This is a genomic window from Ornithinicoccus halotolerans (assembly GCF_009602535.1).
In the GTDB taxonomy this organism is placed as follows: Bacteria; Actinomycetota; Actinomycetes; order Actinomycetales; family Dermatophilaceae; genus Ornithinicoccus; species Ornithinicoccus halotolerans.
Genome location: NZ_WIQI01000006.1, coordinates 40,571 through 66,517 on the forward strand (window position 1 = coordinate 40,571; position 25,947 = coordinate 66,517).

General features: G+C 72.3%; 25 protein-coding genes. 11 read left to right on the forward strand and 14 right to left on the reverse strand.

Features of this window, described 5'->3' with window-relative positions:
* Positions 1–8: 8 nt before the first annotated feature.
* The 4 genes from GFJ45_RS02715 to GFJ45_RS02730 all read right to left on the reverse strand — a co-directional run bounded on the left by GFJ45_RS02715 (position 9) and on the right by GFJ45_RS02730 (position 4,120).
* Complete coding sequence (locus GFJ45_RS02715; protein ID WP_153393882.1) at positions 9–689, reverse strand: acyltransferase; 681 nt, start codon at positions 687–689, stop codon at positions 9–11.
* 10 nt (positions 690–699) lie between these two features.
* The gene (locus tag GFJ45_RS02720; protein ID WP_153393884.1) at positions 700–1,860 is read right to left on the reverse strand and encodes a hypothetical protein; all 1,161 of its coding nucleotides are present in this window, start codon (positions 1,858–1,860) and stop codon (positions 700–702) included.
* Positions 1,861–1,955: 95 nt separating this feature from the next.
* Positions 1,956–2,963, reverse strand: a complete 1,008-nt coding sequence (locus GFJ45_RS02725) for a glycosyltransferase (protein WP_153393886.1) — start codon at positions 2,961–2,963, stop codon at positions 1,956–1,958.
* Entirely contained in the window at positions 2,960–4,120 is a 1,161-nt protein-coding gene (locus tag GFJ45_RS02730) for a glycosyltransferase family 4 protein (RefSeq protein ID WP_153393888.1), read from the reverse strand. Before GFJ45_RS02730 ends, GFJ45_RS02725 begins: the two co-directional genes overlap by 4 nt.
* Positions 4,121–4,326: 206 nt before the next feature.
* Between GFJ45_RS02730 and GFJ45_RS02735 the strand changes: the two genes are divergently transcribed.
* Positions 4,327–5,061 carry a hypothetical protein gene (locus GFJ45_RS02735; RefSeq protein ID WP_153393890.1) on the forward strand — a complete coding sequence of 245 codons (735 nt, stop codon included), beginning with the start codon at positions 4,327–4,329 and terminating at the stop codon, positions 5,059–5,061.
* A 45-nt stretch (positions 5,062–5,106) separates the two neighbouring features.
* On the opposite strand, the gene GFJ45_RS02740 is transcribed toward GFJ45_RS02735, so the two are convergent.
* Positions 5,107–6,360 (reverse strand): ATP-grasp domain-containing protein, encoded by a 1,254-nt coding sequence (locus GFJ45_RS02740; RefSeq protein ID WP_153393892.1) that lies wholly within the window; start codon positions 6,358–6,360, stop codon positions 5,107–5,109.
* 106 nt (positions 6,361–6,466) lie between these two features.
* Positions 6,467–7,735, reverse strand: coding sequence for a CaiB/BaiF CoA transferase family protein (locus tag GFJ45_RS02745; protein ID WP_228386390.1), 1,269 nt, complete (start codon positions 7,733–7,735; stop codon positions 6,467–6,469).
* A 65-nt stretch (positions 7,736–7,800) separates the two neighbouring features.
* Between GFJ45_RS02745 and GFJ45_RS02750 the strand changes: the two genes are divergently transcribed.
* Positions 7,801–8,529, forward strand: coding sequence for a FadR/GntR family transcriptional regulator (locus GFJ45_RS02750; protein WP_153393896.1), 729 nt, complete (start codon positions 7,801–7,803; stop codon positions 8,527–8,529).
* A 44-nt stretch (positions 8,530–8,573) separates the two neighbouring features.
* On the forward strand, positions 8,574–9,281 hold the full coding sequence (locus tag GFJ45_RS02755; protein WP_194288478.1) for a maleylpyruvate isomerase family mycothiol-dependent enzyme: 708 nt from the start codon (positions 8,574–8,576) through the stop codon (positions 9,279–9,281).
* A 4-nt stretch (positions 9,282–9,285) separates the two neighbouring features.
* Here GFJ45_RS02755 and GFJ45_RS02760 read toward each other — a convergent pair whose 3' ends face one another.
* The 5 genes from GFJ45_RS02760 to GFJ45_RS02780 form a co-directional block, all read right to left on the reverse strand.
* Positions 9,286–9,681 (reverse strand): ankyrin repeat domain-containing protein, encoded by a 396-nt coding sequence (locus GFJ45_RS02760; RefSeq protein ID WP_153393900.1) that lies wholly within the window; start codon positions 9,679–9,681, stop codon positions 9,286–9,288.
* Between the two features lie 40 nt (positions 9,682–9,721).
* The gene (locus GFJ45_RS02765; RefSeq protein WP_153393902.1) at positions 9,722–10,468 is read right to left on the reverse strand and encodes an esterase family protein; all 747 of its coding nucleotides are present in this window, start codon (positions 10,466–10,468) and stop codon (positions 9,722–9,724) included.
* Positions 10,469–10,545: 77 nt separating this feature from the next.
* Complete coding sequence (locus tag GFJ45_RS02770; protein WP_228386391.1) at positions 10,546–12,042, reverse strand: tripartite tricarboxylate transporter permease; 1,497 nt, start codon at positions 12,040–12,042, stop codon at positions 10,546–10,548.
* Positions 12,043–12,045: 3 nt separating this feature from the next.
* Complete coding sequence (locus tag GFJ45_RS02775) at positions 12,046–12,582, reverse strand: tripartite tricarboxylate transporter TctB family protein (RefSeq protein WP_194288479.1); 537 nt, start codon at positions 12,580–12,582, stop codon at positions 12,046–12,048.
* On the reverse strand, positions 12,579–13,673 hold the full coding sequence (locus GFJ45_RS02780) for a tripartite tricarboxylate transporter substrate binding protein (protein WP_228386393.1): 1,095 nt from the start codon (positions 13,671–13,673) through the stop codon (positions 12,579–12,581). The genes GFJ45_RS02775 and GFJ45_RS02780 overlap by 4 nt, the downstream gene beginning before the upstream one ends.
* Positions 13,674–13,852: 179 nt before the next feature.
* Between GFJ45_RS02780 and GFJ45_RS02785 the strand changes: the two genes are divergently transcribed.
* The 6 genes from GFJ45_RS02785 (at position 13,853) to GFJ45_RS02810 (ending at position 20,674) form a co-directional block, all read left to right on the forward strand.
* The gene (locus GFJ45_RS02785; protein ID WP_153393906.1) at positions 13,853–14,800 is read left to right on the forward strand and encodes a LysR family transcriptional regulator; all 948 of its coding nucleotides are present in this window, start codon (positions 13,853–13,855) and stop codon (positions 14,798–14,800) included.
* A gap of 45 nt (positions 14,801–14,845) precedes the next feature.
* Positions 14,846–15,829 (forward strand): 2-hydroxyacid dehydrogenase, encoded by a 984-nt coding sequence (locus tag GFJ45_RS02790; RefSeq protein ID WP_153393908.1) that lies wholly within the window; start codon positions 14,846–14,848, stop codon positions 15,827–15,829.
* A 39-nt stretch (positions 15,830–15,868) separates the two neighbouring features.
* Positions 15,869–16,924 (forward strand): zinc-dependent alcohol dehydrogenase, encoded by a 1,056-nt coding sequence (locus tag GFJ45_RS02795; RefSeq protein WP_153393910.1) that lies wholly within the window; start codon positions 15,869–15,871, stop codon positions 16,922–16,924.
* A gap of 77 nt (positions 16,925–17,001) precedes the next feature.
* Positions 17,002–17,847: a fumarylacetoacetate hydrolase family protein gene (locus GFJ45_RS02800; RefSeq protein ID WP_153393912.1), complete on the forward strand. Its 846-nt coding sequence runs from the start codon at positions 17,002–17,004 to the stop codon at positions 17,845–17,847.
* Between the two features lie 2 nt (positions 17,848–17,849).
* Positions 17,850–19,040: a fumarylacetoacetate hydrolase family protein gene (locus GFJ45_RS02805; RefSeq protein ID WP_153393914.1), complete on the forward strand. Its 1,191-nt coding sequence runs from the start codon at positions 17,850–17,852 to the stop codon at positions 19,038–19,040.
* Positions 19,041–19,051: 11 nt separating this feature from the next.
* Positions 19,052–20,674 carry an FAD-dependent oxidoreductase gene (locus GFJ45_RS02810; protein ID WP_153393916.1) on the forward strand — a complete coding sequence of 541 codons (1,623 nt, stop codon included), beginning with the start codon at positions 19,052–19,054 and terminating at the stop codon, positions 20,672–20,674.
* Positions 20,675–20,721: 47 nt separating this feature from the next.
* Here the strand turns inward: GFJ45_RS02810 and GFJ45_RS02815 are convergent, their stop codons facing one another.
* The 3 genes from GFJ45_RS02815 to GFJ45_RS02825 are packed head-to-tail and all read right to left on the reverse strand — an operon-like array spanning position 20,722 to position 23,798.
* Positions 20,722–21,582: a carbohydrate ABC transporter permease gene (locus GFJ45_RS02815; protein ID WP_153393918.1), complete on the reverse strand. Its 861-nt coding sequence runs from the start codon at positions 21,580–21,582 to the stop codon at positions 20,722–20,724.
* On the reverse strand, positions 21,582–22,520 hold the full coding sequence (locus GFJ45_RS02820) for a carbohydrate ABC transporter permease (RefSeq protein ID WP_228386394.1): 939 nt from the start codon (positions 22,518–22,520) through the stop codon (positions 21,582–21,584). The genes GFJ45_RS02815 and GFJ45_RS02820 overlap by 1 nt, the downstream gene beginning before the upstream one ends.
* A gap of 6 nt (positions 22,521–22,526) precedes the next feature.
* Complete coding sequence (locus GFJ45_RS02825) at positions 22,527–23,798, reverse strand: ABC transporter substrate-binding protein (RefSeq protein WP_153393921.1); 1,272 nt, start codon at positions 23,796–23,798, stop codon at positions 22,527–22,529.
* 347 nt (positions 23,799–24,145) lie between these two features.
* Between GFJ45_RS02825 and GFJ45_RS16235 the strand changes: the two genes are divergently transcribed.
* Entirely contained in the window at positions 24,146–24,859 is a 714-nt protein-coding gene (locus GFJ45_RS16235; protein ID WP_194288480.1) for a 4-hydroxy-tetrahydrodipicolinate reductase, read from the forward strand.
* A gap of 78 nt (positions 24,860–24,937) precedes the next feature.
* Positions 24,938–25,942 carry a 4-hydroxy-tetrahydrodipicolinate synthase gene (dapA, locus tag GFJ45_RS02835; protein WP_153393925.1) on the forward strand — a complete coding sequence of 335 codons (1,005 nt, stop codon included), beginning with the start codon at positions 24,938–24,940 and terminating at the stop codon, positions 25,940–25,942.
* The last annotated feature ends 5 nt before the right edge of the window (positions 25,943–25,947 follow it).

Consider the following 25,947-nt stretch of genomic DNA (forward strand, 5'->3'; position numbering starts at 1 on the left):
TCGCCACATCAGGCGCCATCCCGTGTCTTCAGCACCCGGGCCGGGACGCCGCCGATGACCGACCGCGGGGGGAACTCGCCGCGGACGACGCTGCCGGCGGCGATGATGCACCCGTCACCCACCCGGGAGCCCGCCAGCAGGGTGACCCGTGCACCGATCCAGACGTCGTCACCCACGACGACCTCCGCCTCTCTGGTGCCCTGCAGCCGGATCGGGGTGTGCAGGTCGTCGGTGAGGTGCTCCTGCGAGTGACAGGTCAGGTAAGGCCCTGCGATCACGTTCGTGCCGAACGTCACGCCACCGCTGCAGCCGAGGTGGGCGTAGTCGCCGATGCCGGTGAAGTCCCCGAGCGTGAGGCCCACGCCCTGTTTCCCCAGCTGGCTGGTCGTCGTGACGATGACGCGCCGACCCAGCTTGGCCCCTCGGCCCAGGCGGACGCCCCGGCGCCCGCTGGCGTCGACCAGGCTCCCCTCCCCGATCGCCGCGAAGGGCCCGACGACCAGCCGCTCGGCACAGCGCACCCGTACGCCGGCCCCGCGGAAGCTGAGCCGCCGCCACGTCGCCAGGCCTCGGGCCGCCTGCACCCCGCGACGCACGCACTCGCCGACGACGAACGTGCGGGGCAGAGCAGGGTCCACCTCGTACTCGCGCCCCGCCGCCCGGACGACTCGCTGGATGGTGCCGCGCACGTTGCCCTCCTCAGCTCAACCCTGGAACGTGGGGACGTGGGGTCCACAGTAGAGCCGCTGAATGGCACACCACCACGAGCGCCCATGCCGAGGCCGACGCCAGTCCGGCGCCAACCGCGCCAAGGCCTGGGATCAGCACCAGGGACAGCACGAGCAGCAGCCCGGCCCCGAGCAGGGTGTTCACCGCAGCCACTCCTTGCCGGCCCCGGAGAGTGAGCTGTCCGCCGACCACCGCGGATGCGCAGGCCAGCGCCGCCGCCGCGCCGCAGGCCAGCACGACGTCCGCCGGGAAGGTGAACGCGGGCCAGATCGACTGCCCGAACAGGTAGAGGCCGAGGCCGACACCGAGACTGCCCCCCACGCCCATCAGCGCACCCATCATCATGAGGCGTCGCTCCCGACGCACGAGACCCGCGTTGTGTGCCGCCTGGATCAGGGAGATCACCGGAAGGTAGAGGTAGGTGATGCCCGTCAGGGGACGGACGACAGCCTGGTACTGCCCCGCGTCGGCCAGGCCGGCCACAGCCGACAGCGCATAGGTGTCGGTCCACATCATCAGGAAGGCGCTGACCGACAGGGCCAGACCGGGAAGGATCAGGTGCGCCTGGGACAGCAGCAAGCGTCCGGCCCCGAGGCGGGGTAGTGCCGGCCGGTAGAAGAGCAGTGCGTTGGCCAGAGCACCGAGGACCGTGGACAACGCCGTCCCGCCGAAGCTGCCGACGACGGAGCCGACCTTGGGGGCGTTCTGCCACACGAGGTTGTGCCGGGTCGCCGCCCGTTCGTCACCCAGCTGGACGGCACCGGAGGAGTGCACCTTGTCGGGCGTCAGGAACCAGGCCGTCGCGCAGGCGCACGCCGCGAGGTAGCCGAAGCCCACCCCTGCGACGCCCAGCCCCAGCCCCACCACGACACCGGCCAGGCACACGACAGTGCTCAGCAGCAGAGCGGACTCACGCAGCCGGACCCGCTCCTCACGGGGAAGGCTCACCCGCAACGAGGCGTTGTGGGCCCCGAGGTCCCCGAACTGCTGAGCTCCCTGGATGACTGAGAGCGCCAGCGCCGCCAGCGCGAACTGGGCGGGACCGAGGTTGCGCGGGAGGAAGTAGAACTGGGCCACCGCGAGCCCCGCGGTCACCGCGACGAAGCCGAGGTACAACAGGGGAGACAGCATCCGGGGCGGCACAGGTCCCGGTGTCGCCTCCTGTGCGCGGTCGGAGTACCACCAGGTGCGGCCGTGCACGCGCTGAGGTGCCCCCATCGGCTGCCTCACCACACAGCCGCGGCGTTCTGGAGCATCTTCCTGGCCATCCGGTCGTCGCGGTCGCGCACCATCCGGAGCACCGCCCGTCCGGCCAGCCCTCCGGAGAAGATGGCTCGCCAGGCCAGCCGCGCGACGACGTTCGGCTCGAACTGGTTCAGGTAGTAGTCGTAGGTGTTCCGGGCCCACATGCCGGTGATGTCCGGCGGCTCGCCGTGTCCTGCCCCTTCCTCGGTGTAGGCCACCTCGTAGGCGTTCGCCTGCGTCAGCAGGTCGTCGACGTCATCAACGGTGGAGGCACCCACCGCGTGGTAGGCCTTCGCCGACGCGAGCACCCTGACCTTCAGTCCCGCGTCCAGGACGCGCTGGCAGTACTCCACGTCCTCGCCGTACATGAACCACCGCTCCGACAGCAGTCCCACCGCGTCGAGTGTGGCCCGGGGGATGAGTAGGCACGCCCCCGAGGTCCATTCCACGTCCTGGTCCTCGTCGCCGTGACTGGCGAGGAAGAGATGACGCCCGCGGAGGAACCTCACCCTGGGAAAGACCTTGCTCAGACCGGAGTAGTGGGTGAACAAGGGCCACAGCCGTGGCTGACGACCGGCGGACATCACCTGAATGTCCCCGTCCCCGCTGACGACCGGCGAGACCACACCGACCGTGGGGTCGTCGTGCGCGGCGCGTCGCAGACGAGCCAGGTCCTCCAGCTCGAGCCGGGCGTCGGGGTTGAGCAGCAGCACCGCCTGCCCCGCGGAGCGCCGGATGAGATGGTTGGCGCCGACCGCGAAGCCTGGGTCGTCCGGGCTCAGGTGCAGCTCGTCGATCAGTCCTCGCTCCTTGAGCGCGACCAGCAGCCGTGGCGTGACCCCGTCGTCAGAGCCGTTGTCCCAGACCTTCACCGTGACGTCGGCGCCGCGGCCCTCGAACGGCAGCAGGCACTCGCGCATGAGTCGACCCGAGTTGTAGGTCACCAGGCAGATGGCGATCGGCTCCAGGTCGTGGTCGGGCTGCATCATGACTCCTCAGGACGATGGGGGGACGCGACGCCTTCGAGGGCCTCGACGATCTGGGTGCGGTACAGCTGGAGCGTGAACCGTCGTCGCACGGACTCGCGCCCGGCCTGGCTGATCCGGCTCGCGTCCCGGACGTTCCGCGCCGCCCAGAGGCAGTGCTTCGCGAGGGCGCCGGCGTCCTCGCTGGGGAAGGTCAGCCCGGTGTGCCCGTCCGTGACGATCTCGGTCAGGCCCTGCACCTCGGAGACGATGGTCAGCACCCCCGCGGCCATGGACTCGGCGGCCACCGTGCCGAACGGCTCGATCCTTGACGGGACGACCGCGATGTCAGCCGCACCGAGCTCGGGCAGGATGTCGTCCAGGAAGCCGACGAGCTCGACCCTGTCGGCGACTCCCAGCGACCGCGCAAGGTCCCTCAGCTCCTCCTCGTACCACTCGTACCCCGGGAAGACGTCGCCGACCAGCCGTAGCCTCGCATCGAGCCCCGCAGTGACCATCTCGCCGAGGGCTCGCACGACGACGTCCTGGCCCTTCCGAGGGCTCAGCCGCCCCACGACCACGATGGTGAGGACACCACTCGGGGCGGAGCGGGCCTGTGGCTGCTCCTCGAGTGCGTACCGGCTCCAGTCCTTGCCGTTGTAGATGACCCTGACCCGTCGGGACGGTGCCGGCACGGCCCGTCGGACCTCCTGCTGCGTCGAGCGGGAGTTGCAGATGACCAGGTCGCTCAGCAGCAGAGGCAGCATGAGCGCCGTGCCGACTGCCCGGGGCAGCTGTGGCTCCGCCTCCCGCACGTGCGTGATCGAAGGCAGCCGTCGCAGCCGGGAGAGCACCAGCCACCAGGGCTGGGTGACCGTGTTGACGTAGACCACGTCAGGTTGGACGTCCCGCATGACCCCCCACATCCCCGGCGCCGTCCGCACCAGCTCGCCGAGCAGAGTGATGAAACCGCGCGGACGCAGGTTGGCCTTGCGTAGCACTGGCACGGCAAGCTCACGGACCTGCGCCCCCGTCTGTCGCATCCTAGCTGTGAGGGGCCCCTCCGAGGGAAGCACGACGCAGACCTCATGCCCTCGGTCCACCAGGGCGCCCGCCGCTTCGGCGGCCATCCGGTCACTGCCGTACAGGTCCGCCGAGGAATGCGTCAGGAGCACCTTCATGGCGGAAGTGTAGGAGGTTCGCTCCTGCCGCCCACGGTCGCTCGGGCCCGGACGACGACCTCGCACAGGGTGCGGTAGGTTGTGGGGAATCCCGCGGCCCCGGCTCGAGGGACCCGGACGGTAGAGCAGGAGCGCTGGCCACGACAGCAGGGAATCAGGATAGTTCCGTGAGGGCGTCAGCCGGCTGACGCTAGCAGGTGAGAGATGTGACTGCTTCAACGGGTAGCCTGCGAAACCTGCTGGACCGGCTCGCCGGCTCTGGCACGCGCCCGCCCGTCGAGGAGCTGTCGGCGGTCCGGATCGCGGCCACCCTCCGCGCAGGACGGGCGCTGGCCGCCGTCGCGGCCGGCCTGCTCCTGGTCGTCCACTTCACCAACGCCTTCGTCCTCGGTCACGAGTTCACCGATCTGGACGCCAACGCCGAGGGGACCGCCCTGACCTGGGCCAGCGCCGTGGCCACCGCGGCAGTGGCGGTCGCGGCCGTCGTCGCCGCGGTCATGACCGGTCCGCGCGTCCCGTACGTCGTCCTCGCCTGCGCCGCCGCGTTCCTCTCGCTGGACGACATGACCGAGCTGCACGAACGGATCAGCGCCAAGATGGTCACCGTGGCCGAGGTCTCTCCCACGTGGGACAGCGTCATCTGGCCGCTCGTCTACCTCCCGTTGCTCGTCCTGACAGCGGTCCTCATCCTCCGGCTGACCCGGGTGGGCACCCCGACGGCCTTCCGGCACGTCGTCGCGGGACTCTGTCTGCTGGTGGCCGCCATCGCGCTCGAGGTCCTGACGGCCCCCTGGTCCACGGGGACCAACCTCGTGCACACGGTGCAGGGCGGGGTGGAGGAGGCGCTGGAGCTCGCCGGCTGGGTCCTGATCGCCAGTGGTGTGCTCGCGACCATGCTCACCAACGTGGTACGACAGGCGACCGCTGCGAGAGCTCCCTGACGCGCCGCGGTCACCTTCCGGCGCAGCGACCTCCCGGACCCACCCTCAGCCGGCGGAGGCCGTCACCGACCGCTGGTCGCGCACCCACAGCCCGACCAGCCCGCGCAGGTGGGCGATGAACCGCTCGTGCTCGTGCGCCGGGTAGGTGCTGATCACGGTGTCGATGAGCAGGTCGTCGAAGGTGTGCGAGTCCACCCACTCCAGCACCGCCTCGGGCAGGTGCGCCAGGTGCCGGTCGCAGAACTCCCAGTAGCGGTCGGTCTGGAAGTGCGCGTCGGCCAGCTCGCGGTAACCGCGCATCTTCTCCTCGTAGCTGAGGTCCTCCCGGTCGGCGATGGCGAAGTAGCGTCGCGTCTCCAGGTCGACCGAGGCCTCCCGGCCGGTCGCGAGCGCGAACACCGACCAGCGCACCAGCGCGGTGATCGCCCACGGGAAGTAGTAGTGCAGCGAGGTCAGCGCCACGTCCGGGCACGCGTTCGCGTAGTCGATCGGGTGCACGTCGTCACCGGTGACCAGCATCTCGGCGGAGTTGAACTCCCAGCCGAAGAAGGCGTTGACCACCTTGCTGACGGTCTCGGCCTCCCACCCGGCCTGCTCGCTGAGGAACTCGTAGGAGACGGCGTACCGGTCGTGCATCGGCTTCTCGGGCCGGAAGTCCATGACCATCGTCTCCGGGCCGATCGACAGCGCCCGGGCGAAGTGCTCGTAGTCGATGGTGGCCTGCAGGTGCATGAGCATCTCACCGGAGGCGTCGTAGGAGCGGTGCAGCGCCTCCCGGTTGTCGATGCGGGAGACGCCCCGCCAGCCCCCGCCGTCGAAGGGCTTCATGTACATCGGGTACCCGAGGTCGTCGGCGATCTCGTCGAGGTCGAACGGGTCGTTGTAGCGCGCGGAGGTGTAGGCCCAGCGCACGTTGTCCACCGGGTTCTTGTAGGGCACCAGCACCGTGCGCGGGATCTTCATGCCCAGCCGGAGCATCGCGCAGTAGGCGCTGTGCTTCTCCATCGACTGGAACGTGAACGGGCTGTTCAGCAGGTAGGTGTCGTTCATCAGGGCGGCCTTCTTCAGCCACTCCCGCGGGTGGTAGTACCAGTGCGCCAGCCGGTCGATGACCAGGTCCGAGCGCACCGGGTCGCTCAGGTCGAAGGGGGTGATCCGCAGCCGCTGGCAGCTGACCTCGAACCGGCCGCCCTCCAGCGACAGCGGCCCGACCAGGCCCAGCACGTGCTCGAAGGCGCGCGGCCAGTCCTCCTCGGCACCGAGCAGCAGACCGATCAGCGACGTACGCGAGCCAGCCATGGCCAGACGCTACCGTTCCCACGGCCAGGGCGGCACCCCTCGCCCGGGGTCCGGGCCAGCAGCGCCCGGGCACCGACCAGCGACACGTGCGGCCCCGGCGCGGGCGTCACCCCTCCGCCAGCCACCGCCGGACCCGGGCGCCGTCCTCGTCCAGCGCCGGCGGCGCGGTGTGCCTGGTGAAGGTGGTCTCCACCTCGCCGGTCCCGTCGCCACCGGGGCGGAAGAACCGCAGCGGCGGCCCGGGCAGGCTGACCCGGCCGTAGCCGGGGTGCTCGACGTCGACGAGCAGCCCCTGGGAGCGGGTCTGCTCCCACTCGTAGACCTGCCGCAGGTCACGCACCCGGCCACCGGGGACGCCGGCCTCGGCGAGCCGCGCCAGCACCTGCTCCATGGTGCTGCTCGCGAATGCGCCCTCGAGCAGCTCGATGAGCTGCGGGCGGTTGGCGACCCGCTCGGCGTTGCTGGCCATCCCCTCGGCCGCCGGGTCCAGCCCGAACGCCGCGCAGAACCGCCGCCACAGCGACTCGTTGCCGCAGGCCACCTGCACCGCACCGTCGGCGCAGCCGAACAGCCCGTAGGGCGCCAGCGACGGGTGGTGGTTGCCCTGAGCGGCGGGCAGCTGCCCGGCCACGGTCCACCGGGTGCCCTGGAAGGCGTGCACCCCCACGATCGCGGCCAGCAGGCTGGTCCGCACCACCTGGCCGCGGCCGGTGCGCTCCCGCTCCAGCAGCGCGGCCAGCACCCCGTAGGCGCCGTACATCCCCGCCAGCAGGTCCCCGATCGGCACACCGACCCGCTGCGGGTCCTCGGGGCCGGAGCCGGTCAGCGACATCAGGCCGCCCTCACCCTGGGCGATCTGGTCGTAGCCGGGTCGACCGCCCTCCGGCCCGTCGTGGCCGAACCCGCTGATCGAGAGCACGACCAGCTGCGGGTTGAGCTCCTCCAGCCGGGAGGTCGACAGCCCCAGCCGGTCGAGCACCCCCGGCCGGAAGTTCTCGACCAGCACGTCGGCCCGGGCCACCAGCGCCTCCAGCACCCGCAGGTCAGCGGCGTCCTTGAGGTCGAGGGCGACCGACTGCTTGTTGCGGTTGCACGACAGGAAGTAGGTCGCCACCCGCTCGGGCCCGGCCGCCCCGTCGGCCTCGGCGCCGGGTCCTCCGACACCCTGTGGCTCCACGTACGGCGGCCCCCAGCCGCGGGTCTCGTCCCCGCCCTGCGGGTTCTCGATCTTGATCACCCGCGCTCCCAGGTCGCCCAGCATCATCCCCGCGTGCGGGCCGGCCAGCGCCCGCGACAGGTCCACCACCAGGTAGCCGCTCAGCGGGCCGGGCGGCTGGTCGGGCGGGGACTGCTGCGGCTGCGGCTCCATGGTCATCCTCTCCTCGGGCTCAGTGGCCTAGCCAATAGGCAACTGGGGCAGGTGTCAATAGACTGGGACCCATGAGCAGCGCTGCCGGGCCCGCCCCCGTCGGCCGGGTGACCCGCACCCGGCTGTACGAGCAGATCGTCCAGCAGCTGGTCCAGCACATCCGCGCCGCCGGGCTCGGGCCCGGCGACCGGCTGCCCCCGGAGCGCGAGCTGGCCGCCTCGCTGGGCGTGAGCCGGGCGACGCTGGCGCAGGCCCTCGTCGCCCTGGAGGTGCTCGGCACCATCTCGGTCCGGCACGGGGAGGGCGCGGTCATCGTCACCAGGGTCACCAGCCCCGACGACGACGCGCTGGTGCGCGCGGTCCGCGAGCACCGCAGCACGATGCCGGACATCATCGACGCCCGCTCCGCCCTGGAGACCAGGATCGCGGCGCTGGCCGCCGAGCGGCGCACCGAGGAGGACCTGCGCCGGATCGACGACGCGCTGACGCTGATGGCCGCCCAGGTCCAGGAGGGCGAGCGCGGCCTGGAGGGCGACCAGGCCTTCCACGAGGCGGTCACCGAGGCGGCCCGCTCCGGCGTGCTGGCCCGGCTGATGCGCGAGATCGCCGCGCTGATCCGGGAGACCCGGATCGAGTCGCTGTCCACGCCGGGCCGCCCGCAGGACTCGCTGGCCTCGCACCGGGAGATCGCCGAGGCCATCCGTGCCCAGGACCCGCGTGCCGCGGCGCGGGCGATGGAGGACCACATCACCCTGGTCTCCGACGTCGCGCTGCTGCGCGACCACCCGGACCCGGGCTGACCCGGGCCGACCGAGCGGACGCCCGACCCGAGGAGGACGAGCCCGTGCCGCACCCGCACCTGACCGACACCCTCGCGCAGGTCACCGCCGAGACCGAGGCGCTGGTGGCCGACGCGAAGCGTCTCACCCCCGCGGACCTCGCCGTCCCCAGCCGGTGCGCTCGCTGGAGCCGGGCGCACGTGCTGGCGCACCTGGCCCGCAACGCCGACTCGCTGGTCAACCTGGCCACCTGGGCCCGCACCGGGGTGGAGACACCGGCCTACCGCTCCCCCGAGGCGCGCGAGCGCGACATCGAGGAGGGGGCCACCCGCAGCCGCTCCGAGCTGCTGGCGGACGTCGTGGAGAGCGCCGCGCGGCTGGACCGTGCCTTCGAGTCGCTGCACGGCCCCGCCGGTGACGCCGAGGTCACCACCCGCGCCGGCACCACGGTGCGCGGCACGCAGCTGCCGGCGATGCGGCTGCAGGAGCTGGTGCTGCACCACGTCGACCTGCGCACCGGTTACTCGCTGGCGGACGCCGACCCCGGCTGGGTCCGGCGCACCCTGACCCGCGGCCTCCGTCGGTGGGCCGCCCGGGACGACGCGCCCGACCTGGTGCTGCGCGCGCCGGATGAGCAGTGGGTGCTCGGCGCGGGCGGCCCGGTCGTCTCCGGGACCGAACCCGCACTGCTGCTCTGGCTGGCACGGGGCGACGCCGAGGGGTTGCAGGTGGCCGGTGGCGAGCCGCTACCGGCGCCACCGCCCTGGGGGTGAGCCCTCAGCCGAACAGGTCGCCCCGGTGGAACATCTCCGCGGTGACGCGGGCGCTCGGCTGACCCAGGTCGGGGTCGGCCCCGGCCTCCAGCAGCGCCGCCACGACCGTGTCCTCGGCCTTGAAGACCGCCCCGGCCAGCGGGGACTGGCCGCGGTCGTTGAGCCGGTTCGGGTCGGCGCCGCGCTGGGCCAGCGCACGGACCGTGCCGGCGTGGCCGTGGTAGGCGGCCAGCATCAGGACGGTGTTGCCGTTGGCGTCGGTGAGGTCGACGGGCACGCCCGCGTCGACGTAGGCGGCCAGCTCCTCGGTGCGGCCCTCGCGCGCCAGGTCCAGGCAGTCCTGGGCGAGCTGCACCACCCGGGGGTCGACCTGGTCGTTGCGCTGCGTGCCCTCGGTCATGGGCCCAGCGTATGGGGCCGGTACGGCCCGAGTCACGGCGTCAGCAGAACCGAGGCAGGTGGTGGGCGATCTGCTGCCGCCACCACGGCCAGTCGTGCGCCACGTCGTGGCCCCACACGTCCAGCTCGTGCGGGATCTGCTTCTCCGCCAGCAGCCGCGCCAGCGTGTGCGCCCCGGGGAGCGACCCGGTCGGGTGCACCTCGAACGCGCCCTGCCCCACGACGAGCACCACCTGCACGTGATGGCGCAGCCACTCCAGATGCTCGCCGCCCATGCCGGCGACGTAGGCGACCGGGTTGGCGAAGTAGGTCGCGTCGCCCAGCTCGCCCCAGCCGCGCCAGGTCGAGGGGTCGAAGTTGCCCGACAGCGAGATCGCGACCGGGAACAGGTCAGCGCGCTTCAGCGCGAAGTTGACCGCGTGGTAGCCGCCGAGCGAGCAGCCGGTCGTGATGATCCCCGGGTGGCCCGGGGAGTCACCGTCAATGAGCGGCACGACCTGGCGGACGACCCACTGCTCGTAGGCGACGTGCCGCCGCGCGCGCTCCTCGCTCGGCAGGCCGTAGTCGCTCCAGGACTGGTGGTCGAAGGAGTCGACGCAGTAGAGCTTGACCCGCCCGGCGTCGATGAGCGGTGCCAGCGCGTCGACCATGCCGTGCGACTCGTAGTCGCCGGCGTGCCCGGCCTCGGAGGGGAACGCCAGGACCGGGCGGCCGTAGTGGCCGTACCGGATCACCGTGCCGGGGCGGTCCAGCCCCTCCCCGGCGACCTCGACCTGCTCACGCTCCATCCGGTCAGCCTGCCACAGCACCCGCCGCGGGACTCACCGCAACGGCGTGCTCACCGTGCCGCTACCGATGGGGGGTATCAGTCGCGCATTCGTCGCTTGAGCGTGGCGATCACCGGCGGGGCGAACAGCAGGATCGCCGTGAGCACGATCAGCCCCGCACTGATGGGCCGGGTGAAGAACTGGCCCAGGTCCCAGTTGGTCTTGATGACGCTCTGGATGAAGTTGCGCTCCACGATCGGGCCCAGCACGATCCCCAGCACCACCGGCGCCAGCGGGATCTTGGCCCGTTCCAGCAGGAACCCGAGCACGCCCATCAGCAGCATGATCGTGATCTCGAGGTAGCCGTTGTTGATGGCGAACGAGCCCACGATCGAGATCGCCACGATGATCGCCAGCAGCGTGGCCCGCGGGACCTGCAGCACGAGCGAGCTGGCCCGGATGAGCAGGAAGCCCAGCGGCAGCAGCAGCAGGTTCGCCACGATGAACACGATGTAGATGGCGTAGAGCATGTCGGTGTTCATCGTGAACAGCTGGGGCCCGGGCGTGACGCCCTTGACCAGCAGCACCCCGATGAGGATGGCGGTGATGGTGTCGCCCGGGATGCCGAAGGCCAGCGTCGGGATGAACGCGGAGCCGAGTCCGGCGTTGTTGGCCGCCGCCGCCCCGGCGATGGGCTCCGGGTGGCCCTTGCCGCGGCCGAACAGGTGAGCGTTGCGCGAGGTGTTCTTGGTCACCGCGTAGGAGACCCACGCGGCGATGTCCGCGCCGGCACCCGGCAGTGAGCCGACCGCACCGCCGATCACGCTGCCCGAGCCGACCCGGTGCTTGTAGCGCCACACCGTCCGCAGCGACTCCCGGATCGAGCCTCGGCTGCTCACCTTCGGGACCGGCCCCAGGTGGATCGGTGAGGTGGCGTTGCGCAGCACCTCCGAGACACCGAACAGGCCGATCATCGCGGGGATGAAGTCCACGCCCCGGTAGAGCTCCGACTCCCCGAACGTGAACCGGGGATAGCCGATCGAGACGTCCAGCCCGATGGTGGAGATCAGCAGACCGAGCATCAGCGCGATGCCGCCCTTGATCTGCGAGCCGCGCGAGATGATCACCGCCGCGGTGAGGCCGAGGACGGCCACCCAGAAGTACTCGTAGGAGGTGAACCGGAGCGCGAACTCCCCGAGGACCGGCGCCACGAAGATCAGCACGACCGACCCGAACAGGCCGCCCAGGACCGAGGCGACGAGGGAGACGCCGAGCGCGACCGGGCCCTTGCCGTCCTGCGTCATCCGGAAGGCGTCCTCGGTGTAGGCCGCGCTGGAGGGGGTCCCAGGGATGCGCAGCAACGCGCCGGGCACGTCGCCGGCGAAGATCGCCATCGCCGACATCGTGATGATGGAGGCGATCGCCGGCACCGGGTCGAGGAAGAAGGTGAACGGGATCAGCAGCGCAGCCGCGAGCGTGGCGGTCATGCCGGGCAGCGCACCGATGAACAGCCCGAAGATCCCGGCGAGCACGACGACGAGCAGCGTCGTCGGGTCGAGCACCAGCTCCAGGCCGGCCTGGATGTCGGCGGCCACGGGTCAGCCCACCAGCCCGTCCGGAAGCTGCACCAGCAGTCCTTCCTCGAAGACCAGCAGCAGCGCGAACGCCACCGCCACCGCGGTGATCAGGGCGACCCACCAGCGGGCCCCGAGCGTGATCATCACGGCGAGGACGACCAGGGTGATGGTGACGAGGAAGCCGAGCGTCTCGGCCGCCACGATGTAGAAGGCGATACCGGCCAGCACGACGCCGCCGTTGAGCCAGCGGCGCCCGGTCGACACGGTGGGGCCGGCGACGGCCGGGGCCTCCTCCTCGACGTCCACGCGGCGCCCGCGCAGCGCGCCGACCACCAGCACCAGCCCGAACAGGACCAGGAAGACACCGATGATGCCGGGGAACAGCCCGGGGCCCGGCATGCCCTGGGCGATCCTGGGCATCCCGACGGCTGCGGGCAGGACCGCGACCCCCAGCACGGCCGAGGCCGCTCCCGCGATCAGGTCGGTACGGTTGACCCGTCGCGGGGAGCGGCTCGGACCGGCATCGGGAGTCCCGGTGCTGGAGGCCTCCGGCGTCACTGCGCCAGGCCCGCTCGCTCCATGATCTCGCCCTTGGCCGCGTCGTCCTCGGCCATGAACTGGGCGAACTCCTCGGCGTTGCGCCACTGCACGCCCAGCCGGCTGTCCGCCATGAAGCTGGCGTACTCCTCGCCCTGCACGATGCCCTCCAGGTGGCACTCCACCTCGGCCACGATGTTCTCGTCCAGGCCTGCCGGGCCGGCGACGCCGCGCCAGGCCCCCATCTCGAACTCGATGCCGGTCTCCTCCGCCAGCGGGGGCACGTCGGGGAAGTTCGGGTCGCCCTCGGCGGCCATCGCCGCGAGCGCCTTGACCCGGCCGGCCTCGAGCATCGTGTAGTTCTCGCCCAGCGAGGACGGCGACAGGTCGATGCCGCCGGCCACCAGCTCCTGCAGCGCCGGTGCGGCGCCATCGGAGGGCACGAAGGTCACCGCGTCCGGCTCCAGGCCGGCCTCGAGCAGCATGCCGATGAGGGCGACGTGCCAGATGCCGCCCTGCCCGGTGCCCGAGGCGGTCAGCGTCCCGGGGTTGGCCTCGATGTGGTCCAGCAGCGCCTGCGCGTCGTCCCACGGCGCGTCCGCGGCCACGGTCAGCCCGGCCGGGTCGAAGTTGACCTGGGCGATCGGGCTGAGGTCCTCGTGGGTGAGGTCGGTCAGTCCCTGGTGGTGCATCATCCCGATCTCCACGGTGATCAGGCCCAGCGTCTGCCCGTCGGGCTCGGCATCGGCGATCGCCTGGTGCCCGACCACGCCGCTACCACCGGTGCGGTTGACGACGTTGACCTGGGTGTCGAGCGCGGTGGACAGCTGCTCGCCGACCAGGCGGGCGACGCTGTCGGTGCCGCCGCCGGCGGCCCACGGCACGATCATCTCGATCGGCCCGCTCGGGTAGTCCGCAGCGAGGTCGCAGTCCCCGCCCGAGCCAGCGCCCGCGGTGCCCCCGTCCCCGTCGCTGGACCCCTCGCCGTCACCGTCCTCACCGCCGCAGGCGGCCAGCACCAGGCCGGCGACCCCGACGGCCGCTACGGTGCGCGCCCACGGTCGGGAGCGGGTGCCGCTGCCGTTTCCTGCCAGTGCCGTGCTGCGCGCCATGTCCATCACTCCCACGTCGTCGTGTGCCGTCCGCGAGCAGCGGAACGGCGGGTGCTGCACCCAGAGGAGCACGCCCGATCCGCCAAAGCAATCATCGGACGTCCGCGTACGTCGACTACCCTCTATCCGTAAGTCGGATAGTTACTGTTCCGTTACCCGGGACCGAAGGGCGCCCCCGCGTGAGCCGGATCGAGAACCTGGAGTGGCTGACCACGTTCGTGGCGGTCGCCGACCACGGGACCTTCAGTCGGGCCGCCCGCGCGGTGCACCGCTCGCAGTCCCGCGTCAGCGCCCACATCGCCGCCCTCGAGGCAGCCCTCGGGCGGCCGCTCTTCGACCGCCGGCACCGCCCGGTGGAGCTGACCGACGCCGGGGAGGCGTTCCTGCCCTACGCCCGGGACGTGCTGGCCCGGCTGGAGGAGGGCACCGCCCGCGTCGACGCGCTGACCGGAGTGCTGCGCGGCAGCATCGTGGTCGGGGCCCACCCCAGCATCAGCGCGGGCTTCCTGCCCGAGGTGCTGCGCGACTTCTGCCAGCGGCACCCGCAGGTCTCGGTCGAGATCACCGAGGGGACGACGGCGGGCATGGCCGATGCGCTGCTCTCCGGCCGAGTGCATCTGGCGCTGCGCTCGACCACGGCCGGGGTGCCCCCGCCGGGCCTGCACTGGCGCCCGCTGTGGACCGAGCCCTACGTCGCCGTCCTGCCCGCCGACCACCCCCTGGCCGCCCTGGACCACCTCGGCCCCCACGACCTGCTGGACGACCCGTTCATCGCCATCGGGCAGCCCGGAGCCGACATCGACCCCGACACCCGAGCGGTCTTCGACCGGTGGGGGGTGGCTCCCGAGGTGTCGTGGCGGACCGAGCAGCCGCAGACGCTCGCCAACCTGGTCAAGGCCGGGATGGGCATCGGGCTGTCCAACGCGCTGGCGATGCGCACGGCGGAGACCACGGGGCTGTCGATCGTCCCCGTCGGCCCGATCGACCAGGGCCGCACCGTCGGGCTGTGGGTGGACCCGGCGCGGTACGCCTCCGCCGCCACCCGCGCCCTCCACCGGACCATCCTGACCGCACCGCGACCGTCCGGAACCGCCCCGCCACCGTCCCCCTCGGCCACCGACGGATGAGGGGACACATCGGACGTCTCTCCCGCGACCGCTATCGTGCCGGACATGACGTCGTCGTCGCAGCCCCTCGTGCTCGTCCCCTCGCCCGCCAACGACCTGCTCCTTGAGGCCTGCGCCCAGGCCGGGCTGAACCTGCTGCGGCTGGACCAGGTGCAGGACCCGGACGCGGAGCTGGAGCGCCGCCGCGAGGAGATCGTGGCCATCGCCAACCCTGGTGAGGGACCGTGCGGTGCCGACCTCATCAACGCGCTGCCGCGGCTGGAGGTGATCTCCCACTTCGGCGTCGGCTACGACACCGTCGACGTGGAGGCGGCCGCCGCGCGCGGGGTGGTGGTGACCAACGTCTCCGGCTCCAACGACGAGGAGGTCGCCGACACCGCCCTCGGGCTGCTGCTGATGACGGTCCGTGAGCTGGGCCGGGCGGAGCAGTACCTGCGCGCGGGCAGCTGGGAGGGCGGGCAGAGCTACCCCCTCACCGAGCTCAGCCTCACCGGCGGCACGCTCGGCCTGCTGGGCATCGGCGCCATCGGCCAGGCGGTGGCCCGGCGCGCGGTGGCCTGCGGCATGGAGGTCGTCTACCACGCCCGCAACCCCCGGGACCTGCCCTATCGCTACTACCCGGACCTGCGGGAGATGGCCGAGGCCAGCGACGTGCTGGTCGTCGCCGCGCCCGGCGGACCCGCCACCCGGCATCTGGTGGACGCCGAGGTGCTGCGGGCGCTCGGCCCGCGGGGCGTGCTCGTCAACGTCGCCCGCGGCTCCCTCGTCGACGAGCAGGCGCTCATCGCGGCGCTGCGCGACGGCACGCTGGGGCGGGCCGGGCTGGACGTCTTCGATGACGAGCCGCACGTGCCGGCCGAGCTGCTCGCGCTCCCGAACGCCGTCTTGCTGCCCCACGTCGGCTCGGCCAGCTGGCCCACCCGCCGTCGGATGGCCCGACTCGCGGCGGACAACCTCAGCCAGTGGTTCACCGACCGCACCGTGCTGACCCCCGTCGCCGAGACCCGCCACCTGGTCGGGCAGGGCTGAGCCGTGACCACCGACGCCCCACCCCGCGAAGGGACCACGATGCGCGCACTCGTTCTGGAGGACTTCGGCCGGCTGGCCGTCCACGAGGTGGCCGCGGCGGCCGAGCCCGGCCCGGACGAGGTCCGGGTGCGCATCTCCTACACCGGCATCTGCGGGTCGGACCTGCACGGCTACACCGGCGAGAACGGCCGGCGCGTGCCCGGGCAGGTGATGGGCCACGAGACGGTCGGCCGCATCGAGAGCCTCGGCGAGCTGGCTGCTGGGCGGGGCCTCCAGGCCGGCCAGGTCGTCACCTTCAACCCGCTGCTGTCCTGCGGTCGGTGCGCCGCCTGCGAGCAGGCGCTGGAGCAGCACTGCCCCAACAAGCGCGTCGTCGGCGTCACCCCGGAGCTGGTCGCCGCCTTCGCCGAGCAGGTCACCGTGCCCGCTGGCAACGTCATCCCGCTGGCCGCGCCCGGCCAGGACGACGCGGCCGCCTCCCGGACCGAGCCGCACGGCGCGCTCGTGGAGCCGCTGGCCGTCTCGCTGCACGCGGCCCGCCGCGCCGGGATCGTCCCGGGGCAGACCGTCCTGGTCACCGGCGGCGGCCCGATCGGGCAGTCGGCCGTGCTGGCCGCGCTGCGGCTGGGCGCGAGCCGGGTGCTGGCCACCGACCTGTCGGCCCCACGTCGCGACCTCTGTGCCGCGCTCGGCGCCGAGGCGCTCGACCCCGCCGCCGGCCCGGTGCCTGAGCAGGTCCGGCAGGCCCTGGACGGCCCGGCCGACGTCGCGATCGACGCCGTCGGCGTCACCGCCAGCATCGCTGACGCGCTGCACGCCACCCGGCTCGGCGGCACCGTCTCCCTGGTCGGCATGGGAAGCCCCGACCTGCAGCTGCCGGCCTACCAGGTCAGCACCGCGGAGCGGACTCTCGTCGGCAGCTTCGCCTACGACGCGGCGACCTTCCGTGAGACGGTCGGCTGGGTCGCCGAGGGCGACCCACTGCTGGACACTCTCATCAGTCAGACGGTGCCCCTGACCGGAGCCGCCGAGGCGTTTGCCGCGCTGGCCCGCTCGGCCGACATCCCCGGCAAGGTGCTCGTCGACCTGCGCTGACGGTGAGCGGCCGGCCCCGGCCGCGACCCCAGTGCCCCATCTGTCAGACCCGACCGAAGACAACGAGAGGAAACACCGTGGAGCTGCTCCGCCTCGGCCCCGCCGGCCAGGAGGTCCCGGCCGTCCGCCATGAGGGCGCCGTCTACGACCTGCGCCCGTTGACCACTGACGTCGACGGCGCCTTCCTGGCCGCCGACGGCATCGCCCGCACCCGCCAGGCGCTCAGCGCCGGGGAGCTGCCCGCCCTTGAAGGGGCCGACGAGCTGCGCGTCGGTGCCCCGGTGGCCCGCCCGATGGCGGTGCTGTGCATCGGACAGAACTACGCCGCCCACGCCGCGGAGACGGGCGACCCCCCGCCGGCGCAGCCGATCCTGTTCTTCAAGCACCCCAACACCATCGTCGGGCCCTACGACGACGTGCGGATCCCCCCGGGCGCCGAGAAGGTCGACTGGGAGGTCGAGCTCGGGGTCGTGATCGGCACGCGGGCGCGTTACCTGTCCTCCCCCGACGAGGCGCTCGACCACGTCGCCGGTTACGTGGTCAGCAACGACGTCTCGGAGCGCGCCTTCCAGATGCAGCACTCCGGTGGGCAGTGGTCCAAGGGCAAGTGCGCCGAGACGTTCAACCCGCTCGGTCCGGCCCTGGTGCCGTCCGAGGAGGTCGGTGACCCGCAGCAGCTCCGGCTGTGGTCCACGGTCAACGGCGAGCCGCGGCAGGACTCCACGACCGCCGACATGGTGTTCTCGGTGGCCGAGCTGGTGCACCACCTGTCGCAGTACCTGGTCCTCGAGCCGGGCGACATCATCAACACCGGCACCCCGCAGGGGGTGGCCGCCTCCGGCAAGTTCCCGTTCCTGCGGGGCGGGGACGAGGTCGCCCTGGGCATCGACAAGCTGGGCGAGCAGCGCGCCCGGATGGTCTGACGATGGCGGCGGCCAGCGCCACCCCCGCCAGTGTGCTGCCCGAGGACGCCGGCCGTGCCCTGCTCGTGGGGCGGGTATGGGACCCCGAGACCGGTGGGCCCCGTCCGGTGCGGGTGGACGGCGACAGTGACACGGTGGTGGACCTGTTCCAGGTCGCGCCGACGGTCTCCCAGCTGCTGGAGCTGGCGGACCCCGCCGGCGCCGTCCGCGGCGCCGGCGGTGCGGGCACGGCCCGGTGGTCGCTGGCCGAGCTGCTCGCCGGGGACCCCGGCGACGAGTCGGTGCCCCACCTGTTGGCGCCGGTCGACCTGCAGGTGATCAAGGCCTGCGGGGTGACCTTCGTCGACAGCATGATCGAGCGGGTCATCGAGGAGCGCTCGCAGGGCGACCCGGCCCGGGCGGCCGAGGCCCGCGAGGCCCTGGCCAGCACCCTGCACACCTCGGTGGATGCGGTCGTGCCGGGCAGCGCGGAGGCGGACCGCGTCAAGCAGGTCTTCCTCGAGCAGGGCATGTGGTCGCAGTACCTCGAGGTCGGCCTGGGCCCGGACCCGGAGGTGTTCACCAAGGGTCCGGTGCTGTCGGCCGTCGGCGCGGGCGCCCGTATCGGCATCCCGTCGTTCTCGACCTGGAACAACCCGGAGCCCGAGCTGGTGCTCGTGGTCGACTCCGCGGGGCGGGTGCGCGGCGCCACTCTCGGCAACGACGTCAACCTGCGCGACGTCGAGGGCCGCAGCGCGCTGCTGCTGGGCATGGCCAAGGACAACAACGGCTCCACCGCGCTGGGGCCGTTCCTGCGGCTCTTCGACGACGAGTTCACCGCCGAGAGCGTCCGGCAGGAGCGGGTCGCGCTGCGGGTGGAGGGCGCCGAGGACGGCTTCCTGCTGGAGGGCGAGAACGACGTCTCCCGCCTCAGCCGCCCGTTCGAGGAGCTGGTGGGCGCCACCCACGGGGACCACCACCAGTACCCGGACGGTTTCGTCCTCTTCACCGGTACCCTGTTCGCCCCCACCCAGGACCGCGGCACGCCCGGCTCCGGCTTCACCCACCGGATCGGTGACACCGTCACCATCGCCAGCCCGCACCTGGGCGCACTGGTCAACGAGGTGGGCCGCACCGAGGAGCTGCCGCCGTGGCGGCACGGCATCGGTGCGCTGCTGGCCTACCTCGGCCGGCAGGGCGCCCTCGGCGGCTGAGGCCACCGCCGATGCCGGGGCCGGTCACGCACCTGGACACCGACGTCGCCGTCATCGGTGGCGGCCTCGGCGGGGTCGCGGCGGCGCTCGCCGCCGCGAGCCGCGGTCACCGGGTTGTCCTCTCCGAGGAGACCGACTGGGTCGGCGGGCAGCTGACCGCCCAGGGGGTGCCGCCGGACGAGCACCCGTGGATCGAGCAGTTCGGCTGCACCGCCCGCTACCGGCGGTTGCGCGACGAGATCCGGAGCTACTACCGGCGGTGGTACCCGCTCTCGGAGCGGGCCCGCCGCTCCCGCCACCTCAACCCCGGCCTCGGCACGGTCAGCGGGCTGTGCGTCGAGCCGCGGGTCGGCGTGGCCGTGCTGGAGGCCATGCTCGCCCCGCACCGGTCCTCCGGCCGGCTGCGGGTGCTGCTGGGCCACCGCCCCACCGCCGCGGCCACCGACGGTGACCGGGTCACCGGGGTGACCCTCGCCGGGCCGGACGGGGAGCGGGTGCACGTCGCGGGCCGCTACGTGCTGGACGCCACCGAGACCGGCGAGCTGCTGGAGCTGGCTGCCGTCGAGCACCGCACCGGCGCCGAGTCGCAGGCCCAGACCGGCGAGCCGAGCGCGCCGGCAGCGGCGCAGCCGCTGGCGATGCAGGCGGTCAGCTGGTGCTTCGCCCTGGAGCACCGCGCCGGGGAGGACCACACCACCCCCCGCCCGCAGGGGTACGCGCACTGGCGGGACCACTGCCCCCCGGGGTGGACCGGCGGGCCGCTGCTGTCGTTCACCGCGCCGGTCCCGCGCACCGGCGAGCCGCTGGCCCGCACCCTGGTGCCGAACCCGGACGAGCACGGCGGCGGGGTGGCCGACCACCGCACCGTCGGCGGGGACTTCGAGCTGTGGCGGTTCCGCCGCATCGCGGCACGTGCCAGCTTCGCGCCGGGTCACCTGGACAGCGACGTCACGCTGGTGAACTGGCCGATGATCGACTACCTGGCCGGGCCGGTCTACGGGGAGGGCCCTGCGGCGGCCGCCCGGCACCAGGCCGGCGCGCGGGAGCTGAGCCTGAGCTTCCTGCACTGGCTGCAGACCGAGGCGCCGCGCCCCGACGGTGGCACCGGCTGGCCGGGGCTGCGGCTGCGCCCCGACGTCATGGGCACGACCGACGGGTTGGCCAAGGCGGCCTACATCCGCGAGTCTCGCCGAGCCGTGACCGTGACGACGATCCGGGAGCAGGACGTCGCCCTCGCCCACCGCCCGGACGGACTGGGCCGCCCCTACCCCGACAGCGTGGGGGTCGGCTCCTACCGGATCGACCTGCACCCCACCACCGGCGGCCACCCGTACCTGGACGTGGCCTCCTGCCCGTTCCAGCTGCCGTTGCGCGCGCTGCTCCCGGTGCGGTCGACCAACCTGCTGCCGGCCGCCAAGAACATCGGCACCACCCACATCACCAACGGCTGCTACCGGCTGCACCCGGTGGAGTGGAACGTCGGCGAGGTCGCCGGTGAGCTGGCCGCGCACTGCCTCGAGCACGGGCTGGTGCCGCACGCGGTCGCTGACCGGCCGGAGCGGGTCGAGGCCTTCCAGCAGCAGCTGGTCGCGGCCGGGGTCGAATTGGCCTGGCCGCAGGTCCGCGGCTACTGAACTGACGCGGACCTGCGGCCGGGAAGGCGGGCCGCGGGCCGGTGCCGCTATCCCTTGACCGCGCCGGCGGTCAGGCCGGCCACGATCCGACGCTGGAAGATCAGCGCCATGATGATCATCGGGATCGTCACCACCACACAGGCGGCAGTGATAGTGCCGATGGGCCGCTGGAACTCCACCGCCCCGGTAAAGGCCGCGATCGCGACCGGCACCGTCTGGGCGACCTCCGCGTTGCGGGGGGCGAACGTGCTCGCCAGCAGGAACTCGTTCCACGCCTGGACGAAGATGATGATCGCCGCGGCGAACACCCCGGGCGCGGCCAGCGGGAAGATGATCCGCCAGAACGCCTGGAACGGGGTCGCCCCGTCCACCTTCGCCGACTCCTCCAGCTCCTTCGGGATCGCCGCGAAGAACGTGGTGAGGATGAAGATGGTCAGCGGCAGCGTGAACGAGGTGTAGGGGATGTAGAGCCCCTCCCAGGTGTTCAGCAGCCCGAGCGCGCGCCACGCCTCGTAGAGCGGCGGCACCAGCGCCACCGGCGGGAACAGCGAGACCGACAGCACCCCGCCCAGGAGCAACATCTTGCGCTTCAACGGCAGCCGCGCCAGGGCGTAGGCCGCCAGCGACCCGACGATGACACACAGGATCGTGGTCATGCCGGCGACCGCCAGCGAGTTGCGCAGGTTAAGATGGAAGTCCTGGTCGAACACCGCCACGTAGTTCTGGATGCCGAACGGGCCCTGGAACAGGTTGGGGCTGTTCAGCGCCCGGTCCCCGATCTTCAGGCTGGTCATGATCAGCCACAGGAAGGGGAACAGGCACCAGAACAGGATGAGACCGAGCATCACCGACTTGCCCCAGATCTGAGCCCGGGTGCGCCGCTCGACGGGGCCAGACTCCTTGGCCATCACTGCTCACCTCCCAGAACCAGCTCCTTGCCGAGCATTTTGACGAAGATCATGCCGACACCCAGCACGAGGATGAACGTGAGCGTGGACAGCGCCGCGCCGTACCCCGGGTCGGGGGTCTGCACGACGTACTGCTGCACCAGGATCGACAACGACTCGGTACCGAACGCGCCACCGGTCATCACCTGCGGCAGGTCGTAGACCCGCAGCGCCTCGACGGTGCGGAACAGCAGCGCGACCAGGATGGCTGGCTTGAGCAGCGGGAGCGTGACCAGCCAGAACCGCTGGAACATGCTGGCCCCGTCCACCCGGGCGCTCTCGTAGAGCTCACCCGGGATGGTCTGCAGGCCCGCCAGCAGCAGCAGCGCCACGAACGGCGAGGTCTTCCACACGTCGGCGAAGACCACCGCGAACGCAGCCCAGCCGCCCTGACCCAGCCAGTTGAAGTTGCCCAGGCCGAACACCGTGTTGATGAAGCCGGGTGTGACGTTGAACATGAAGAACCACATCTGCGCCGCGATGACCGTGGGGATCACCCACGGCACCAGGATCGCCGCCCGGGTGATCCCCCGGCCACGGAACGCCTGGTTCATCAGCAGCGCGAAGCCCAGGCCGATGACGAACTCGAAGGCCACCGACGTCACCGTGAAGACGAAGGTGAAGACCAGGGAGTCCCAGAACCGGCCGTCACCGAGCGCCTGGACGTAGTTGTCGAACCCCGCGAACCCCTGGTGGGTGCGGCGGGTGTAGTCCTGCATGCTGAGCACCGCGGCGTAGACCACTGGGAACAGCGCCACCAGCGCCATCAGCAGGATGGCCGGGGTGACGAACACCCGGGCCAGCGCGACCTCGGACAACCCGGACCCCCGCCGCCGGCCGCGGGAGCGGCCGGGGGCGGGAGCCGGGCTGGTGGAGGTCTCCTCAGAGACTTCCGTCATGACCAGTCACTCGATGGTCGACTGGAGGAAGTCGGCGACCTGCTGCGAGGCCTGCTGCGGCTCGGCCTCGCCGTTGTAGGCGGGGAACAGCGCACGCTGCATCTCGACGCTGATCTCGTTCCAGGACGGGGCCGGCGGACGCGGCCGGGCGTCCGGCAGCACCTCGCCCAGCAGCGACATCACCGGGTCGTCGGCCAGCTCCTGGTCCTCGTAGACCGACGCGGCCACCGGCGGCACCGAGGCCTCGGTGGCGAGCATCTTCTGGACTTCCTCGTTGGTCGCGGCCCAGACGACGAACTCCTTCGCGGCCTCCTTGTTGTCCGAGAAGGCGCTCACGCCGTTGTTGAACCCGCCGAGCGCCGAGATGGTGCCCTCACCGCTGAAGGTGGGCAGCGGCGCGATGTCGAAGTCCTCCCGGACCGGGCTCTGGTCGTCGTCCTGGATCAGGCCGTAGGCGTAGGGCCAGTTCCGCATGAAGACGGCGTTGCCGGACTGGAACTCGTTGCGGGCCTCCTCCTCGCGAGCGGTGTTGAAGCCGGGAGCCAGGCAGCCGTCCTCCTGCGCCTGCCGCAGCCACTCGGTGACCTCGGTGGCGGTCTCGGTGTCGAACTCCACGGCGGTCTGGTCCTCGTTGAACAGTTCGCCGCCGTCGCTCCAGTAGTACTCGAGCCAGTTGACGACGAAGCCCTCGTAGCGGGCACCCTGAGCGACCAGGCCGCCGATGCCCTCCTCTTCGCCGACACGGGTGGCGACCTCGCACAGCTCTTCCCACGTCGTCGGCGGCTCGTCGACCAGGTCGGTCCGGTAGTAGAGGAACCCGGCGTTGGAGTTGTAGGGCGCCGCCCACAGTTCTCCGCCCCAGGTGGCCGACTCGAGGGGACCAGGCAGCACCGCCTCCTCGATGTCACCGCGGACGTCCTCCAGGCTCTCCAGCCACTCATTCTCGGAGTACTCACCGGTCCAGATCACGTCGACGCCGAGCACGTCGAAGCCGCTGCCCTCGGCCTGTAGCTCCAGCGCCTGCTGCTCGCGCTGCTGATCGGCCTCCTCCGGCAGCACCTCGATGGTGATCGGGGTGTCGGGGTTCTGCTCGCTCCACAGCTCGGCGATCCGCTGATGGATGCCACCAGGGTTGGCCTCGGCGCCGCCGATGGCCCAGGTGAGCTCGCCCCCACCCTCCTCGTCGCCGCCGTCACCACTGGGGGTGCACGCCGGAAGGATCGTCAGCGAGAATGCGGCCGCCAGGGCCACCCCCACACGTCCACGCGGTGTCGTCATTGTTGACCTCCTACACAGGGAAGAGAGCACCTGATCATGGCGCCGCCGCCGGTGTAGCGGCAAGGGGACCCGCCGAATCTCCACCCGACTGTGACCTGCACCTTTGCGCCGCCGCACGCGGAAACCGATTCCCGGCGGCGCCGCGGCGGGCCGGCCGCGACGGTGCGCACCTGCCGTCGCGGCGCCCTGCTGCCGTCTCTTTTTCGGCCCGGTTGCGGCGAAGCCGTCCGGTCGGCAGCCGCGCCGGCCGGACGATCTACGGCTGCCGCCGTTGCCGCCTGCAAACCCTCGTTGACCTGCGATTTTGTCGTCCCGCACGGTGCTGCGAGTGCGCCATACTCGAGGCCATGGCACTGCGCATCGGCATCATCGGACGGGGCCGCCTCGGCGGCCTCGTCGCTGCCGCCGTGCGCGGGTCCGATGCGGCCGACCTGCAGCTCGGCTGGACCGCCGGCCGGGAGGGCCCACCCCGCGGGACCGCCGTCGACGTCGCCGTGGACGTGAGCCACCCGGAGGCGGTCCCCGGCAACCTCGAGTGGGCCGGCCGGACCGGCACCGACCTGGTCATCGGGACCACCGGCTGGGACCGGGCCCTGCTCCAGCACGCGCCCGCGGACGTGGGCGTGCTGGTCGCCCCCAACTTCTCCCTCTCCATGGCGCTGGTGCGCCAGCTGTCCCTCGTGCTGGGCCGCTACGCCGCCCGCAGCCAGCAGGGCGGCTCCGGGCCGGTCGACCTGGCCGTCCACGAGGTCCACCACCGCCACAAGGTCGACGCTCCCAGCGGGAGCGCGGTGCTGCTCGCCCGCGCGCTGGCTGAGGGCGCCGGCCGGCCGGAGTCGGAGATCGCCACCTCCAACCTCCGGCTGGGCGAGGTCGTGGGCCGGCACGAGGTGCACTTCGCGACCCCGGCGGAGTCCCTCGTGCTGACCCATGACGCCCACCAGCGGGAGGTGTTCGCGCACGGCGCGCTCGCCGCGGCGCGCTGGGTGCACGACCGGCCCGGGGTGCACACCTTCGACGACCTGGCCGCCGAGGAGCTGGCCAGCCTGCTGGCCGGCTGACCCGCCGCCCCCACTGCCTCGACCACCGACGACCACCGACGACCACGTGAACACCCACGCGCCCCAGAAGGAGGAGCCATGAACGGTCCCATCACCGGCCTCGGTGTTGCCCTCGCGACACCGTTCACCACCGGCGCCGAGGCGGAGGAGGCGACCGCGAAGCGCTCCACCCGCCCCGCCCAGGGCCGTCTCGACCCCGCCGCCTACGCCCGGCTGGTCGAGCACGTCGTGACCGGCGGGGTCGACCACGTCGTCGTCCTCGGGTCGACCGGCGAGGCCGCGACCGTCTCCGACGAGGAGCGGGACATGCTGGTCCGGCTGACCGTCGAGGTCGTCGACCGGCTCGCCGCCACCGTCGGCCGCCGCGTGCCGGTTGTGGTCGGGGTCGGCCACAACGCCACCGAGCGCACCTGCGAGCTGGCCCGCGCCGCGGTCGACGCCGGCGCCGACGGCCTGCTCGTGGTGACCCCGTACTACAACAAGCCACAGCCGGCCGGGCTGGAGGCGCACTACCGGGCGGTCGCCGCGGCAGCGCCCGGCACGCCGATCGTGGCCTACAACGTGCCGGGCCGCACCGGCTGCAACCTCACGCCGGGAACGCTGCAGCGGCTGTGGTCCATCCCGGAGGTCGTGGCGGTCAAGGAGTCCAGCGGCGACATCCGCCAGATCAGCCGGATCTGTCACGAGGCACCCCCCGGCAAGACCGTCCTGGCCGGGGACGACGACATCGCGCTCGCGGCGATCGCGGTGGGCTGCCAGGGGCTGGTCTCCGTCGCGGCCAACGTGGCCCCGCGCCAGGTAGCCGCTCTGGTCGAGGCCGCCCGGCACGGCGAGCTCGAGACCGCCCGCCGCCTCGACGTCGAGCTGGCGCCACTGGCGTCGGCGCTGTTCTGCGAGACGAACCCGGTTCCGGTGAAGGCCGCGCTGGCCTGCCTCGGGCTGGGCACCGGCCTGGTGCGCCCACCGCTGGCTCCGGCCGAGCCGGACACCTGGGCCCGCGTCCAGGCCGCCCTGTCCGGCCTCGGGCTGGGCCGCGCCTCGCTGCCGACCGCTGCCGCGACCACGCTGGAGATGGCATCGTGACGACG

Bases quoted from the DNA above. Each gene is read 5' to 3' on its own strand.
- GFJ45_RS02750 (WP_153393896.1), top strand. From the start codon at position 7,801: ATGAGCAGCGCTGCCGGGCCCGCCCCCGTCGGCCGGGTGACCCGCACC.
- GFJ45_RS02730 (WP_153393888.1), bottom strand. From the start codon at position 4,120: ATGAAGGTGCTCCTGACGCATTCCTCGGCGGACCTGTACGGCAGTGAC.
- GFJ45_RS02780 (WP_228386393.1), bottom strand. From the start codon at position 13,673: ATGGCGCGCAGCACGGCACTGGCAGGAAACGGCAGCGGCACCCGCTCC.
- GFJ45_RS02805 (WP_153393914.1), top strand. From the start codon at position 17,850: ATGGCGGCGGCCAGCGCCACCCCCGCCAGTGTGCTGCCCGAGGACGCC.
- GFJ45_RS02790 (WP_153393908.1), top strand. From the start codon at position 14,846: ATGACGTCGTCGTCGCAGCCCCTCGTGCTCGTCCCCTCGCCCGCCAAC.
- GFJ45_RS02815 (WP_153393918.1), bottom strand. From the start codon at position 21,582: ATGGCCAAGGAGTCTGGCCCCGTCGAGCGGCGCACCCGGGCTCAGATC.
- GFJ45_RS02740 (WP_153393892.1), bottom strand. From the start codon at position 6,360: ATGGCTGGCTCGCGTACGTCGCTGATCGGTCTGCTGCTCGGTGCCGAG.
- GFJ45_RS02725 (WP_153393886.1), bottom strand. From the start codon at position 2,963: ATGATGCAGCCCGACCACGACCTGGAGCCGATCGCCATCTGCCTGGTG.
- GFJ45_RS02745 (WP_228386390.1), bottom strand. From the start codon at position 7,735: ATGACCATGGAGCCGCAGCCGCAGCAGTCCCCGCCCGACCAGCCGCCC.
- GFJ45_RS02795 (WP_153393910.1), top strand. From the start codon at position 15,869: ATGCGCGCACTCGTTCTGGAGGACTTCGGCCGGCTGGCCGTCCACGAG.
- GFJ45_RS02765 (WP_153393902.1), bottom strand. From the start codon at position 10,468: ATGGAGCGTGAGCAGGTCGAGGTCGCCGGGGAGGGGCTGGACCGCCCC.
- dapA (WP_153393925.1), top strand. From the start codon at position 24,938: ATGAACGGTCCCATCACCGGCCTCGGTGTTGCCCTCGCGACACCGTTC.
- GFJ45_RS02820 (WP_228386394.1), bottom strand. From the start codon at position 22,520: ATGACGGAAGTCTCTGAGGAGACCTCCACCAGCCCGGCTCCCGCCCCC.
- GFJ45_RS02720 (WP_153393884.1), bottom strand. From the start codon at position 1,860: ATGCTGTCTCCCCTGTTGTACCTCGGCTTCGTCGCGGTGACCGCGGGG.
- GFJ45_RS02760 (WP_153393900.1), bottom strand. From the start codon at position 9,681: ATGACCGAGGGCACGCAGCGCAACGACCAGGTCGACCCCCGGGTGGTG.
- GFJ45_RS16235 (WP_194288480.1), top strand. From the start codon at position 24,146: ATGGCACTGCGCATCGGCATCATCGGACGGGGCCGCCTCGGCGGCCTC.
- GFJ45_RS02810 (WP_153393916.1), top strand. From the start codon at position 19,052: ATGCCGGGGCCGGTCACGCACCTGGACACCGACGTCGCCGTCATCGGT.
- GFJ45_RS02825 (WP_153393921.1), bottom strand. From the start codon at position 23,798: ATGACGACACCGCGTGGACGTGTGGGGGTGGCCCTGGCGGCCGCATTC.